A 12,821-nucleotide genomic window follows, 5' to 3' on the forward strand; every position below is an offset into this window, starting at 1 on the left:
GGCCGTCGGGGCCGGGAGGGTACCGATGAGGGGGGACGACCCGAGAGCGATGGTCGGGGTCGGCGCGGTGTGGTCGGGGACGGGCGGCCGGGTCATAGGGACGGTCGGGCCGCCCGCATCCGGGGCCGCGTCCGCGGCCGGGGCCGGTGCCGGCAAGGTACGGCTCGGCTCCGGCCGGGACTGTGCGTCGCCTGTCTCCGGCCCGGGGCGGCTCGGCACCGGCAGCGGCATCGCGCCGGCCGTCTCCTGCCGGGGCATCGCATCAGCCGTCTCCTGCCGGGACACCGAGTCGGCCCTCTCCTGTTCGGGTACGTCGTTGGTCCTGGGGCTCGTCATCGCGTCGGCCTCCGGCACCAGTGGCGCGTCGGTCCGCGCATCCCGGACCAGTGGCGCGGCGGCCTGCGGCTCTCGCACCAGGGGCGCGTCGGCCTGCGCCTGCGGTGCGGCTCCGCGCCGCGCGTTCCGGACCACCCGCAGTTCCACGCCCCACGGAACAGCGTCATCGCAGCGCCGCCTCCTCCATGGCCGCTGTCGGCGCGCTCGGCGTGCCGGTGCTCGCGTGGGGGGTGGTCTCACCGGCGCCCACCAGGGCCCACCAGCCGGCCAGGCCGAAGCAGACCGCCGTCAGCACGGTCGAGGGGCCGCCGATGTCGGCGTACACGAAGTCGACGAGGTGCCACACCAGCAGCCCGCAGGCGACCAGGGCGCAGTCCAGGCCACGCCCGCCCGCGGTGCGGGCCCGCCACAGGCCGCGCAGCGCGCACACCAGCAGGGCCAGCCAGCCGCCCGCGAGACAGACCAGCCCGATCAGGCCCTGTTCGCCGAGGGCCAGCAGGTACATGTTGTGCGGGGAGAGGAGCGGCTGCCGGCGATAGGCGGCGCCCGCGCCCCCGGTGTCGCTGCCGGAGGACAGGGCGAGGGAGGCGTGTCCGTCCCGGTACTCGGGGAAACCCTTCAGACCGACGCCGGTCAGCGGGTGTGCACGCCACATGTCGGTCGCCGCCGCCCACATCGTGTACCGGTCGGTGACCGACTGGTCCGGAGCGTCGGTGACCCGCGTGATGCTGTCGATCCGCTCCTGCAGCATCGCCGTACCCACCCCGAACCCGCCGATCAGCAGCACGCACACGGCGACCAGGACCGCGCCCGCCTTCAGCGCCCGGCGCACCCCGGCCAGCACGAGCTGGGCGGTGAGCGTGACGGCGGTGGCGATCCAGGCGCCCCGGCTGAAGGAGACCGCGACGGGGAGCAGCAGGGCGGCGGCGCAGCCGGCGGCCGTCAGGCGTACCCGCAGGGTGCCGCGGCCCAGCGCGAGGCCCGCCGCGCACACCAGCCCGAACGACACCACCGTCGCCATGCCCATCACGTCCGACGGCCCGAAGGTGCCGACCGCGCGGATGTCCTGGCCCTGGTAGGTGGCGCCGGTGCCGGTGAGGTACTGGTGCACGCCGATCGCGCCCTGGTACACCGCGAGCGCCACGAACGACCAGGCCAGCATCCGCAGATCGCGCCGGTCGCGGACGAGCAGGACCACGGCGGCGGGGACCAGCACGAAGATCTGGAGGTAGCGGCCGAGGCCGGTGATCCCGGCACCCGGCGACACCGCGTTCATCGCCGCCAGCGCGAGACCGGGCACGGGCATTGCGAGGACCAGGGCGGCGGTACGGGCCAGCGGGCGGCGGCGCGCGCGCAGCAGCCGTACGGCGCAGTAGCCGACGACCAGCGCGGACAGCGCGTCGGCGGGGCCCGCGCCGCCCTCGCCGCCGGGCGCGGCCGGCAGCGCGAGCAGCGCGACCACCGCCACCACGGGCAGCACCGGGGAGAGACGGGCGGGGCGGCACAGCGGCAGGGCGAGGGTCATCGGTCAGCTCCCCGTCGAGCGCACGAGCGCGGCCGCGGTCCGCAGCAGGATGCAGACGTCCTGCCACAGCGACCAGTTGTCGATGTAGGCGTTGTCGAAGCGGGCCCGGTCCTCGATGGAGGTGTCGCCGCGCAGCCCATGGATCTGGGCGAGCCCGGTGATGCCGGTCTGCATGCGGTGCCGGGCCGCGTAGCCCGGATGTTCCTGGCTGAACTGGGCTACGAAGTAAGGCCGTTCGGGGCGCGGGCCGACCAGGCTCATGTCGCCCCAGAAGACGTTCCAGAGCTGGAGCAGCTCGTCCAGCGAGGTCTGCCGCAGAAAGCGGCAGAAGGGGCTCATCCGGAGTTCGCCGGCCACGCTCCACCGGGTGGCCGCCTCGTGCTCGTCGGCCGGGCGGTGGGTGCGGAACTTCAGCAGGGTGAAGGGGCGGCCGTCCTTGCCGATGCGCTCCTGACGGAAGATCACGCCGGGCCCGTCGGTGCACCGGAGCACCACCGCGCACACCAGCAGCACCGGGCTGACCACCAGCAGCAGCGTCCCGGAGACCAGCACGTCCAGCAGCCGCTTGCCCAGGCTGCCGCGCCGCCGCGAGCCGAGGTCCAGCCGCCGGACGGCGAACCCGGCGAGCTGCTCGCGCATCTCGTACGACGGACAGTCCGCGTCCAGCTCCCACACCGTGCAGCCCGACTCGGCGAGCGCCCGCAGCAGCGGGCCCTGCGCGGTGCGTACGGAGGGGGCGACGGTGAGCACCACCCGCACCCCGTTCTGGATCAGCGCACGCTCCACCTCCTCACCACCGGTGAGCACGGGCAATCCGGTTCCACCGCCGGGGCGTTCGGCCACGACCCCGACCGGCCGCACCCCGCAGCGCGGGTGCCGCAGCAGCGCGGCGGCCACCCGTTGCGCGGCTTCGGCGGGCCCGATCAGCAGGGCGGTGCGCGGGCGGCGCAGCAGCGCGACCCGGCGCCGCCAGTGCACCAGGCCCCGGCCCGCGCAGGCCGCCGCCGCGTGCAGCGCCCAGCCCAGCAGCAGCGTGCGGGTGCCGAGGGCGCGGTCGGGGTCGTAGGCGGCGAGGAGCGTGGCGAGGCCCAGCCAGACCACCGCGATCCGGCCGCACACCGCGGGCAGTTCGTCGAGGACGCCGGGGACCGGCCGGGGCGCGTGCGGACGCAGCAGCAGCGCGCCGCACACCAGGACGGCGACCAGCAGCGGTCGGCCGGCGGCGTCCAGCGCGGTCGCGCCCGCCAGCGCGGCGACCAGGTCGGCGACGAGCAGCGGCAGCGGGGAGGCGGGCCGCGCGGGCGGCCGGCCGAGCGGGAACCGGAAGCCGCCGGCCGCGCGGGCCGGCAGCACCGAGACGGGCGAGAATCCGTGGTCCCATGGCTGCCCGCCGGGGGAGGGGACGGTACTTTCGGCAGTCACGAGTGGATGGGCTCCCTGCGCTCGGAGGGCACGCGCGGTGCTGGTTCTCGGGCGGTGCCGAGCAGTTCGCGGTAGAGGTCCGCGATCCGTTCGGCGGTGTGCCGTACGTCGTGCGTGGACAGGACGTGCCGGCGCCCCTGGTCGCCGAGCGCGGCGCGCAGCGGCGGGTCGGACAGCAGGCCGGCGACCGCCTCGGCCAGCGCGGCGGGGTCCTCCGGCGGGACCAGGCAGCGGGCGGCGAGGGCGGGCGGCAGGCTCTCGCGGGCGCCACCGACGTCGGTGAGCACCACGGGCCGGCCGCAGCCGAACGCCTCCAGCGGGGCGAGCGCCATGCCCTCCCAGCGGGAGGGGAGTACGACCAGGTCGGCGGCGCGGTACCAGGGCACGGGGTCGGCGACGGCGCCGGCGAACTGTACGGAGCGGTGCGCGAGTTGCTGTAACATCTCGCGGTCCGGACCGTCGCCGACCAGCACGAGCCGGGCCCGTGGCACGGTACCGAGTACGTCATTCCAGGCCCGCAGCAGTACGTCCTGGCCCTTCTGGCGGCACAGCCGGCCCACGCAGACGACCAGGGGGCCTTCGCCGTCGACGGCTTGCGGAGGCGGCGGGGCGAGGGGGTCGGGGGAGAAGCGGTCGGCGTCGATGCCGTTCGGGACGACCGTGTAGACGGCCTGCACGCCTGCCTGCAGCCCCGTACGGCGTTCCGCCTCGCTGACGCACACCACCCGGTCCGCCCAGCGCGCCCCCCACCGCTCCCAGCGCACCGCGAGGGCCGCGGTGAGGCCGTCGACCGCCTCGAACGACCAGGCGTGCGGCTGGAACACGGTGGGGACGCGCCCGCGGAGGGCGAGCCGGGCGGCCAGGCCGGCCTTCGCGCTGTGTGCGTGCACCAGTTCGGGCCGCACCTCGTCGATCAGGCGTGCCAGGCGGCGTACCTCGCCCGGCAGGGCGGGGCCCGGTGACCGGGCGGCCCGCCAGTCCCGCACGTCGGCGCCCAGCTTCCGCAGGCGCGCGGCCAGGTCGCCGCCGGGGCAGCCTGCCGTGACCTGGAGACCCGCCCTGAGCTGGGCCTCGACCAGGTCCAGAACGACCCGGGCAACGCCGCCGTCGACGGGTTGTGCGAGGTGCAGGACCCGTGGCCGAGGGTCGGGTGCTGACTGGTGCATTCGCGGGATACCTCGCTCATGGGGGCGCTCGGGACGGAGGTCGGGAACGCGCCTCACACCGGTGTGTGGTGGGGAACGAGCCGGAAGCCCGGCTGGTCACCGGCGCGCAGCGGAGCCGGGCCGGCACCGGACCCGTCGAAGTCGTGGCCGAACGTGTGGGAGTGGGCAGGGATCCGCCGGGCCGGTACCCCACCCGGTCCACCGGCCGCGGACTTCGGTACGTCGTCCGTCGGACCGGCGGTGGCGCCCGGTACGACGGGCCTGCGCCGGAGCGCGGGGGAGAGCGTGAGCGGGGCGCCCGCCGTCGTGCACAGCAGCGGACCGAGGAACTTGCGCATGACCGGCGGTGCCCTTTCGCACGTCCTGGAGAGGCCCCAACTCTAATGGCTATACGTATTAATCCGGAGAAACAGGACAAGTGTGTCGGAATCGTGAAAGTCTCCCTTTCGGTACATCACCCCATTGGCCGCGCAACCCCGGATGCCGGCGTGCGTTGACACAGAGCCGGGCATCCGCCCGGATGTTTGTGTCGATCCCAAGGAGCACCTCTCCATGTCGCGTATCGCGAAGGGTCTGGTCCTGACCTCCGCCGCCGTCGCGGCCGTTGCCGGCGGCGCCGGTATGGCCTCCGCCGACTCCGACGCGCACGGCGCCGCCGCCAACTCCCCGGGCGTGCTGTCGGGCAATGTCATCCAGGTCCCGATCCACGTGCCGATCAACGTCTGCGGCAACACCGTCGACGTCATCGCCCTGCTGAACCCGGCTTTCGGCAACACCTGCGTCAACGACTGACGTCGGGGCGCAACCCGTCGGCCGGCCGGCCGCCCTGCGCGATCAGCCGCGGGTGGACGGCCGGTTTGCACTCGCCCGGATGGATCACGGAAGTGGTCGAGCGGTTGCGGGGCGCTACCGGTGAACTCACGGTGGGCACAGGTCCCGATGTTCACCGAAAGGAAGCCCCATGCATGGTCTGCCCGCCCGGCGTCTCGCGTCCACCGCCCTCTGCGCCGCCGTCCTGGTCGCCATCACAGGCCCGGCAGCCGTCGCCGCCGACTCGGCGGGAGAGCGCGACCAGGCCGCCTCCTCCCGGGGCGCCGTGCCCGGCGCGGAGAAGCTGCTCGCCCAGGTCAGGACCCTGGACCACACCGGCTCCGTCCTCCAGCCGGTCGTGGACCTGCTCAAAGTGTCCCTGCAGCAGGGCAAGTTGTCCCCGGACCAGGCCCGGGTGCTCGGCGAGGCGGCCAAGAGGGCCATCGCCGCGGCCGCGGCGGCCGAACCGAAGCCGAACACGCCGGCCACGCCCGCGGCTGCCGCCAAGCCGGCCGCCCCCGCCGCGCCGGCGGCCCCCGTGGCTCCCGCCACCCCGATCGCGCCTGCGCCCGCGACTCCCTCGCTGCCGGCCGAGCCGCCCGCACCCGCCAAGCCGTCGGCTCCCAGCACCCCCGGCCTGCCCGCCACCCCGGCCGTCCCCGCCGCCGCGAAGCAGGGTGACGACGGCAAGCCGCCCTCGGCCCGCGATCTCACCGACGACGCGCTCGGCTCCCTGCAGACCGCCGTCGACAATCTGCTGAAGGCCGTCACCGGCGACCTCGACCAGCTGGTCTCGTCCGCCACCAGTGTGGTCAACGGCCTCGTCAACCTGCTGACGACCACTCTCCTCGGCGGTGACCTGCCCGCCCCGAGCCTGACCGCCCTGCCCTCGCTGCCGGCCGTGCCCTCGCTGCCCAGCCTGCCCTCGACCGGGTGACGCGGGCGCCCGGACGTCCCGGGTGTCCTCATCGGTCTCGGCCGTCGCGAGCCCCCCGGGTGCGACGGCCGAGACCCATTTCCCGACGACCCGTTCTCGGGGATTTCATATGTCTTCTCGGGGCAGGGTTTCCGGCCCGGCGGGACCTCGTTAGGCAGGGCGTCAGTATTCCCTGGGGTGACGTGAGTTGCCGAAGAAAGGAACACGATGAAGTCCCTGAAGGCTGCCGCTGTAGTTGCCGGTTCCGTGGCCCTCGCCGGCGTTGCGGCGCCCGCGTTCGCCTACAACGCCGCCGACGTGACGCCCACCAGCCTCAACGGCGCCGTCAACCAGCTCACCAAGGGTCCGATCACCCTCGACGACGCGATGCCGCTGAAGCACCAGTCGAACGCGCTCAACACCGAGAACAAGCACTCCGTGCTCAACGCGGTCAAGCGCGCCACCGGCGCACTGAACCAGCACAACCCGCTGCTCGGCGGCCTGCCCCTGCAGAGCTGACGCTCCGCCCACCCGCTCGCACCGGGGCCGGTACCGCAGCCGCGGCACCGGCCTTCGGCGTTTCCCGGTCCGCTTCCCTCAATCGTGTGGAGCGGTGAACGGCACTGGTCCGGAAGGGTGAGAAGCCGCCCGGCGGTGCGTGGACGCGCCGATAGGGTCGCGCGGTGACCTCCACCTCAAGTGACATCCGGTCCGCCGACCTGGGCACGCTCGTCCTCCTGGCCTGGAGCGGCGAGGCCCCCGACGGAGCCGACATGCCGTACCTGCTGGCCTACTCCCTCGGTGACGCCGAGGGCGGCCCCGAGGCCACCGCGGCCGCGGTCGAGGACCTGCTGACGAGCAACGGGCTGCCGGTCGGCGGCGACCTGGTCGACGGCACCGGCCGGCCCGGCCTGCCCGTCAGCCTGCTGGTCGAGGCCGGTCAGGCCGTCCTGCGCATGCCGCGGCTGGTCGCCCAGGCCGACGCGCCGCCGGAGTGGCTCGCCGCCGTCGCCCGGCGCGGCTTCGCCTACCTCGTCTTCACCACCCGCGCCTGGCCCGTGGGCGAGCCCGGCAAGCCCGTCGAACCGGCCGACCTGGCCGCGTTCGCCGGTGCCGAGGAGACGCTGACGGCCGCCGCGCACATCGTCCTGCCGGCCACCAGCCTGCGCGGCTGATGCCCGGAACCCCCGCGGGAGGCAGGGGCTTCGGTCTGCTGCTGGTCCTCACCGGCGTGGCCGGACTGCTCGCCTCCTGGGTCATCACCCTCGACAAGTTCGAGCTGCTGCAGAATCCGAACTTCGTCCCCGGGTGCAGCCTGAACCCGGTGGTGTCCTGCGGCAGCGTGATGAAGAGCCCCCAGGCCGCGGCGTTCGGGTTCCCCAATCCGATGCTGGGCCTGGTGGCCTACGGCATCGTGATCTGCGTCGGCATGAGCCTCCTCGCCGGCGCCCGCTTCCCCGGCTGGTACTGGCTGCTGTTCGAGGCCGGGTGCCTGTTCGGCGTCGGGTTCGTCTCCTGGCTCCAGTTCGAGTCGCTGTACCGGATCAACGCGCTGTGCCTGTGGTGCTGCCTGGCCTGGGTCGCCACGATCCTGATTTCTGGTATGCCACCGCACTGATCGTCGGAAACCATTTCCTTCCCGCGCCGGAGTGGCTGAAGGGCTTCCTCGCCGAATTCACCTGGGTGCTTCCGTTCCTGCACATCGGCGTGATCGGCATGCTGATCCTGACCCGCTGGTGGGACTTCTGGACGAGCTGATGAGTGACGAGCCGACTATTACGGCAGTCGGGCGAATTGTGAACTGAGACCGTTTTCCGGCTCGTTACGCGGTACGGACGTCGAACCCCCGCATCCTGAAAGGCACCGTACCTGACATGAAGTCGACCACCCGAGGAACCCTTGCCGCCGTCATCGCGGGTGCCGCGGCCGCCGTGGGGACCGCAGCCACCCCCGCCGCCGCGGTCGGCACGGTCCCCGTCCCGGTGCCGCTGGAGGGCGTCTCCGGGGCACTCGGCACGGAGGTCCCCAAGGCCGGCCTGGAGATTCCGGTGCTCACCCCGGGCGTCCCCGACGGCCCGCGCTACGTCACCGGGCGCCTCGTACCCGACCGGACCCTGCCCCAGACGCCCCTCAACGGTGCGCTGCCCGGCGCCGTCCTCGACGCGCCGCTGCCACAGGTCCTCGGCGACCGCTTCGACCACGTCGGCATCGACGCCCCCGCCTCCGACCTGCGCACCCTCGGCCCCGGCCTGAACCTGGACGCGCCCCTGACCGCGCCCGACCCGGACAACTTCGGCCTGCCCGCCCTCAAGCAGCCCGAGATCAGCCTGCTCGCCCCGGTCGTCCAGACGGTCGCGGACGCGAACCTGGGCGCCGGAGCGGGGAAATAGCGACCGCAGCGGTGCCCGACAGCAGCCGTCCGCCCACCGGATGGCCCTGCGGACGGTGACCCTCCGTGCCCCGCACCGGTTAGCCGGTACGGACATCCGATCAAGGACGTCCGATCACGGACATCCGATCACGGAGGAGCGAGCGATGGTCGTCGGCGTCGGCGCTGTGGCGGTGGCTGCGAAGCAACGGAGATCGGGGGCGGCCGGTCCGTCGCGCAGAGGGGTGACACGGGGACTGCTGGCCTTCGTCGCCACCCTGGGACTGGCCCCGGCCGTCGCCGCCTCCCGGCCCGCGCCGCCGGTGCGGAGCGCCGACGCCACCTCCTTCGACGAGACCTACCGGGGCCGCCGTATCAAGGGCGTGGCGGTGCCGGCCGGGGGGCGCAGGGCGGCCGGGTGCGACTGGCGGATCACAGTCGACGGGCGCCCGCTGCACCTGATGCGGCGGGCGGACGGCACCTGGCTGAGCATGGTCGACCACTACACGTCGTACCGCACCCCGCTGGAGGCGACGCGGGCGGCCGTGGACGAGATCGGCCCCGGCAGACTGCTGCGCGACCCGGCGCCGGAACCGAGGGGCGGGGGACACCCGGGGGGCATGGGGCATGCGAGGGGAGGACCCGATGGCGTACGTGCGTAAGGACGTCGGCACGCTCACCCCGAGCGAGCGGCGGCGGTTCGTGAACGCGCTGCTGGAACTCAAACGGCGCGGCGAGTACGACGAGTTCGTGCGCATGCACGTCGACTTCTACACCCCCGACGGTGAGACCGGGCTGCGCACCGCGCACATGTCACCGTCCTTCCTGCCCTGGCACCGCCGGTTCGTGCTGGAGCTGGAGCGGGCCCTGCGCCGCGTGGACTCCTCGGTGACGGTGCCGTACTGGGACTGGACCCGGGACCGTACGACGACGTCCGTGCCCTGGACGCTGGACCTGCTCGGCGGCAACGGGCGGCGCTCCGACCGGCGGGTGACGACAGGTCCGTTCTCCTACGGGGCGGGCCACTGGACCCTCAAGGAGGGCGTCACCGACGCCACGTACCTCACCCGGGACCTGGGCCGCGCCGCCGACCCCATCCAGCTGCCCACCAGGAGCGAGCTGCAGTGGGCGCTCGACGACCCGGTCTACGACGTCCGGCCCTGGGACTCGACCGTCACCCGGGGCTTCCGCAACAAGCTGGAGGGCTGGGGGCGGGGCAGCGGCAGCGCCTCCTGGCACAACCACAACCGGGTGCACCGCTGGGTCGGCGGCGCGATGCTCGGCGGGGCGTCCGTCAACGACCCGGTGTTCTGGCTGCACCACGCCTTCCTCGACCTGCAGTGGCAGCGCTGGCAGCGGGCCCACCCCGAACACCGCTACCTGCCGGCCGAGCCGCCCGGCCCCGCCGACGACCAGTACCACCGGGTCGTCGGCCGACACGAGAAGCTGCCGCCGTGGGACGAGACGCCGGACCAGCTGGAGGACCTGAGCGGGATCTACCGGTACGCCTGAGCCCCTCCGGCCCGCCCATGAGGCGGACACGGGAAAGCCCCGGCGCTCGGAGTGCCGGGGCTCTCGCCTGGGGGCTCGGATCAGCTGCCGTAGCCGCTCTTCTTGTGCCAGCTCTTCATGTGGCCACTCTTGCCGTAGCCGGAGTCTCCGTCCTTGTCGCCCTCGCCCTTGTTGACGCAGGCGTTGCCGAAGGCCGGGTTCAGCAGGCCGATCACGTCGACGGTGTTCCCGCACACGTTGACCGGGATGTTGACCGGGACCTGGATCAGGTTGCCGGACAGCACACCGGGCGAACCGACGGCCGCGCCGTGGGCGTCCGCGTCGGCCATGGCCAGCCCGGCCCCGCTGACCACCACGGCACCGGTGCCGAGAGCGACGGCGGCTGCCTTCGCGATGCGAGACATCACGTTCTCCTTTTGTTGCTCGGAAAGCGCAGCGGTAGTCCATCCGCCGCACTTCCCCTTCAACGGCGCGGGGCGAAGGGGGTCACGGTGATCGTTCGGGGATCACCCTTCCGTCCCAGGTGGGGCCGTATCGGGTAGCCGCCGTACCGGCCCGGTTCGGCCGCCGAACCGTCCGGCCGACGAACCGTCTCAGGGCAGCCGCCGTACCGGAGAGCCCGCCAGATAGGCGCGGATGTCCTCCACCGCCTGGCTGTAGTACGTCCTGTAGTTGGCCCGCGAGACATAGCCGAGGTGGGGCGTGGCGAGGAGGCGGGGCGCGGTGCGCATCGGATGGCCGGCGGGCAGCGGCTCGATGTCGAAGACGTCGACGCCGGCGCCCGCGATGCGGCCCTCGTGCAGCGCGGCCAGCAGGGCGTCCTGGTCGACGACCGACGCCCGGGAGGTGTTGATCAGGTAGGCGGTCGGCTTCATCAGGGCCAGTTCGGCGGCGCCCATGAGGCCGCGGGTGCTGTCACCGCCGGGCACCTGGACGGAGACGAAGTCGCTGTCGGCGAGCAACTCCTCCTTCGACGCCGCAAGTTCGACACCGTGCTCCGCGGCGCGCTCCTTGGTCAGGCGCGGACTCCAGGCGCTCACCCGCATGCCGAAGGCGAGCCCGACCCGGGCCACCCGGCCACCGATCCTGCCGAGCCCGAGCACACCGAGCCGGGCGCCGTGCAGATCGGCGCCGACGGTGGACTGCCAGGGACCGGCCGTGCGCAGCGCGGTGCTCTCCTCGACGATTCCGCGGGCCAGCCCGAGCAGCAGCGCCCAGGTCAGCTCGGCGGGCGGGATGCCCGAACTGTCGGTGCCGCACACGGTGACGCCGTGCTTCTCGGCGGCGGCGTAGTCGATGACGCTGTTGCGCATCCCTGAGGCGACGAGCAGCTTCAGCCGTGGCAGACGGGCGGTCAACGACCCCGGGAACGGGACGCGTTCACGCAGGGTGACCACGATGTCGTAGTCGCCGAGGGCGGCGGCCAGGGCGTCCTCGTCGGCGAGGTGCTCGCGCAGCGCGACGACCTCCACCTCGTCCTCGATCACCGACCAGTCGGCCGACTCGATGGCCACACCCTGGAAATCGTCCAGCACCGCACAGCGAAGTCGCATGTCCTCTCTCTCCCTTACCCACGGCGACGTCAACGGCTGCTCCCGCCGCTTGGGGCAGAGGCGCCTGACGCGGCGACAGGAGGCACTTACCGCAAGGAAACAACACGTGGATCCATTCCTTCACGGGGACCTTCGCGCAGGACCTGACCGACCGTCGGCTGTGACGAGTGACCTGAGAGCCGCGACGAAGGCCCGTTCGGCGGTATGCGCGGCAACAGTCCGTCGGTGGCCGGCGCCGGCCCGCGCGGCGTTCCAGCCGTCCCGAGACGCGTCATCTACGCTGTGGCTGTCGCTCAGCGTGAGGAACGATGTGAGAAGCGTGATTGATGCGCTGCGTAGTCCGCGGCGCCCCCATGTGCTCGCTGCAGTGCTGACCGTCGCGCTCGTCGCGCAGTCGGCGGTGCTCATCTCCCAACAAATGCAGATCGACGACCTGCAGGTGCAGCCCATCGACCTGCAGCAGAAAGTCGAGCCCGGTCCCTCCGGCCCGTCCGGCCCTGCCGGTCCCCGCGGTCCGGCCGGTCCTATCGGTCCGCAGGGCAAGGACGGGCAGGACGGGCAGGACGGCCAGAACGGCCGCGACGGGAAGGACGGGAAAGACGGCAAGGACGCTGTCGCCCCGCCGGCGTCGAGCTAGCCCCTCGACCGCGGTGGGAACGCGGCGGCGGCATCCCCGGGCGGCTCCTGCGCCGCGCACCGGAAGACAGCGGCGTCGGCGTGAGTGCCGGCCGGACGGATGACCCACCGGTACGGATGACCCGGTGAGAGGGCCGGCCGCCACGGGTTGCGGCCAGGCCGGTGGTGGACTGCCTCGGTGGGCGAAGCCTCCCGTGACCTTCCGCGGGGGCTTCGCCGCGGTTGCACGTGCTCGCTCGCCCTGGTCAGACAGCCGACGCGGCGGTCCACCTCCTCCAAGTCCTCGACACTTAGACTCTTGCCGTCACGCAGCGTGAGGAACGATGTGAGAAGCGTAAACGAGGTGTTGCGTAGCCCGCGGCGCCGCCTTGTGCTCGGTGCGGTGCTGGCCGTCGCGCTCGTCGCGCAGTCGGCTGCGCTCATCGCCCACCAACAGCAGCTCGACGAACTCCACGCACGGCGCATCGAGCTCCAGGGAGGCGGCACCGTGCAGGGCCCGCCCGGTCCGCCAGGCCCCTCCGGCCCCTCCGGTCCGGCCGGCCCCACCGGCCCGACGGGAAAGCCCGGGCGGCACGGT

At 73.3% G+C, this 12,821-nt stretch carries 15 protein-coding genes and 2 pseudogenes; 9 read left to right on the forward strand and 8 right to left on the reverse strand.

Going from position 1 to position 12,821, the window contains the following annotated elements; translation table 11 throughout:
- From AB0L59_RS01505 to AB0L59_RS01525, 5 genes and pseudogenes are all read right to left on the reverse strand, one after another.
- Window positions 1-471, reverse strand: a pseudogene (locus tag AB0L59_RS01505) (hypothetical protein); the annotation flags it as partial.
- A 28-nt stretch (window positions 472-499) separates the two neighbouring features.
- Entirely contained in the window at window positions 500-1,861 is a 1,362-nt protein-coding gene (locus tag AB0L59_RS01510; protein ID WP_365578031.1) for an O-antigen ligase family protein, read from the reverse strand.
- A gap of 3 nt (window positions 1,862-1,864) precedes the next feature.
- The gene (locus AB0L59_RS01515) at window positions 1,865-3,283 is read right to left on the reverse strand and encodes an exopolysaccharide biosynthesis polyprenyl glycosylphosphotransferase (protein WP_365578033.1); all 1,419 of its coding nucleotides are present in this window, start codon (window positions 3,281-3,283) and stop codon (window positions 1,865-1,867) included.
- On the reverse strand, window positions 3,280-4,449 hold the full coding sequence (locus AB0L59_RS01520; protein ID WP_365578035.1) for a glycosyltransferase: 1,170 nt from the start codon (window positions 4,447-4,449) through the stop codon (window positions 3,280-3,282). Before AB0L59_RS01520 ends, AB0L59_RS01515 begins: the two co-directional genes overlap by 4 nt.
- A 53-nt stretch (window positions 4,450-4,502) precedes the next feature.
- The gene (locus AB0L59_RS01525) at window positions 4,503-4,787 is read right to left on the reverse strand and encodes a hypothetical protein (protein ID WP_365578036.1); all 285 of its coding nucleotides are present in this window, start codon (window positions 4,785-4,787) and stop codon (window positions 4,503-4,505) included.
- A 214-nt stretch (window positions 4,788-5,001) separates the two neighbouring features.
- Between AB0L59_RS01525 and AB0L59_RS01530 the strand changes: the two genes are divergently transcribed.
- The 8 genes and pseudogenes from AB0L59_RS01530 (at window position 5,002) to AB0L59_RS01565 (ending at window position 10,055) form a co-directional block, all read left to right on the forward strand.
- Window positions 5,002-5,241: a chaplin gene (locus tag AB0L59_RS01530; RefSeq protein ID WP_365578038.1), complete on the forward strand. Its 240-nt coding sequence runs from the start codon at window positions 5,002-5,004 to the stop codon at window positions 5,239-5,241.
- A gap of 169 nt (window positions 5,242-5,410) precedes the next feature.
- Window positions 5,411-6,196 (forward strand): hypothetical protein, encoded by a 786-nt coding sequence (locus AB0L59_RS01535; RefSeq protein ID WP_365578040.1) that lies wholly within the window; start codon window positions 5,411-5,413, stop codon window positions 6,194-6,196.
- 207 nt (window positions 6,197-6,403) lie between these two features.
- The gene (locus tag AB0L59_RS01540) at window positions 6,404-6,694 is read left to right on the forward strand and encodes a hypothetical protein (protein ID WP_365578042.1); all 291 of its coding nucleotides are present in this window, start codon (window positions 6,404-6,406) and stop codon (window positions 6,692-6,694) included.
- Window positions 6,695-6,858: 164 nt separating this feature from the next.
- Complete coding sequence (locus tag AB0L59_RS01545; protein WP_365578044.1) at window positions 6,859-7,350, forward strand: DUF5949 family protein; 492 nt, start codon at window positions 6,859-6,861, stop codon at window positions 7,348-7,350.
- Window positions 7,350-7,933, forward strand: a pseudogene (locus tag AB0L59_RS01550) (vitamin K epoxide reductase family protein). Before AB0L59_RS01545 ends, AB0L59_RS01550 begins: the two are co-directional and overlap by 1 nt.
- A gap of 116 nt (window positions 7,934-8,049) precedes the next feature.
- On the forward strand, window positions 8,050-8,565 hold the full coding sequence (locus AB0L59_RS01555) for a hypothetical protein (protein ID WP_365578046.1): 516 nt from the start codon (window positions 8,050-8,052) through the stop codon (window positions 8,563-8,565).
- Window positions 8,566-8,710: 145 nt separating this feature from the next.
- Entirely contained in the window at window positions 8,711-9,205 is a 495-nt protein-coding gene (locus tag AB0L59_RS01560) for a tyrosinase cofactor (RefSeq protein ID WP_365578048.1), read from the forward strand.
- Entirely contained in the window at window positions 9,189-10,055 is an 867-nt protein-coding gene (locus AB0L59_RS01565) for a tyrosinase family protein (protein ID WP_365578050.1), read from the forward strand. Before AB0L59_RS01560 ends, AB0L59_RS01565 begins: the two co-directional genes overlap by 17 nt.
- A gap of 80 nt (window positions 10,056-10,135) precedes the next feature.
- Here the strand turns inward: AB0L59_RS01565 and AB0L59_RS01570 are convergent, their stop codons facing one another.
- Both AB0L59_RS01570 and AB0L59_RS01575 read right to left on the reverse strand, forming a co-directional pair.
- The gene (locus tag AB0L59_RS01570; protein ID WP_365578052.1) at window positions 10,136-10,459 is read right to left on the reverse strand and encodes a chaplin; all 324 of its coding nucleotides are present in this window, start codon (window positions 10,457-10,459) and stop codon (window positions 10,136-10,138) included.
- A gap of 189 nt (window positions 10,460-10,648) precedes the next feature.
- Window positions 10,649-11,608, reverse strand: coding sequence for a D-2-hydroxyacid dehydrogenase family protein (locus AB0L59_RS01575; RefSeq protein ID WP_365578054.1), 960 nt, complete (start codon window positions 11,606-11,608; stop codon window positions 10,649-10,651).
- 319 nt (window positions 11,609-11,927) lie between these two features.
- Here AB0L59_RS01575 and AB0L59_RS01580 point away from each other — a divergent pair, with 319 nt between their 5' ends.
- Window positions 11,928-12,245 (forward strand): hypothetical protein, encoded by a 318-nt coding sequence (locus AB0L59_RS01580; protein WP_365578056.1) that lies wholly within the window; start codon window positions 11,928-11,930, stop codon window positions 12,243-12,245.
- 303 nt (window positions 12,246-12,548) lie between these two features.
- Here the strand turns inward: AB0L59_RS01580 and AB0L59_RS01585 are convergent, their stop codons facing one another.
- Window positions 12,549-12,698 carry a hypothetical protein gene (locus AB0L59_RS01585; RefSeq protein ID WP_365578058.1) on the reverse strand — a complete coding sequence of 50 codons (150 nt, stop codon included), beginning with the start codon at window positions 12,696-12,698 and terminating at the stop codon, window positions 12,549-12,551.
- Between the last annotated feature and the right edge of the window lie 123 nt (window positions 12,699-12,821).

The organism is Streptomyces sp. NPDC052109 (assembly GCF_040680195.1).
Taxonomy (GTDB): domain Bacteria; phylum Actinomycetota; class Actinomycetes; order Streptomycetales; family Streptomycetaceae; genus Streptomyces.

Bases quoted from the DNA above. Each gene is read 5' to 3' on its own strand.
- AB0L59_RS01510 (WP_365578031.1), bottom strand. From the start codon at position 1,861: ATGACCCTCGCCCTGCCGCTGTGCCGCCCCGCCCGTCTCTCCCCGGTG.
- AB0L59_RS01520 (WP_365578035.1), bottom strand. From the start codon at position 4,449: ATGCACCAGTCAGCACCCGACCCTCGGCCACGGGTCCTGCACCTCGCA.
- AB0L59_RS01525 (WP_365578036.1), bottom strand. From the start codon at position 4,787: ATGCGCAAGTTCCTCGGTCCGCTGCTGTGCACGACGGCGGGCGCCCCG.
- AB0L59_RS01530 (WP_365578038.1), top strand. From the start codon at position 5,002: ATGTCGCGTATCGCGAAGGGTCTGGTCCTGACCTCCGCCGCCGTCGCG.
- AB0L59_RS01535 (WP_365578040.1), top strand. From the start codon at position 5,411: ATGCATGGTCTGCCCGCCCGGCGTCTCGCGTCCACCGCCCTCTGCGCC.
- AB0L59_RS01540 (WP_365578042.1), top strand. From the start codon at position 6,404: ATGAAGTCCCTGAAGGCTGCCGCTGTAGTTGCCGGTTCCGTGGCCCTC.
- AB0L59_RS01555 (WP_365578046.1), top strand. From the start codon at position 8,050: ATGAAGTCGACCACCCGAGGAACCCTTGCCGCCGTCATCGCGGGTGCC.
- AB0L59_RS01560 (WP_365578048.1), top strand. From the start codon at position 8,711: ATGGTCGTCGGCGTCGGCGCTGTGGCGGTGGCTGCGAAGCAACGGAGA.
- AB0L59_RS01565 (WP_365578050.1), top strand. From the start codon at position 9,189: ATGGCGTACGTGCGTAAGGACGTCGGCACGCTCACCCCGAGCGAGCGG.
- AB0L59_RS01570 (WP_365578052.1), bottom strand. From the start codon at position 10,459: ATGTCTCGCATCGCGAAGGCAGCCGCCGTCGCTCTCGGCACCGGTGCC.
- AB0L59_RS01575 (WP_365578054.1), bottom strand. From the start codon at position 11,608: ATGCGACTTCGCTGTGCGGTGCTGGACGATTTCCAGGGTGTGGCCATC.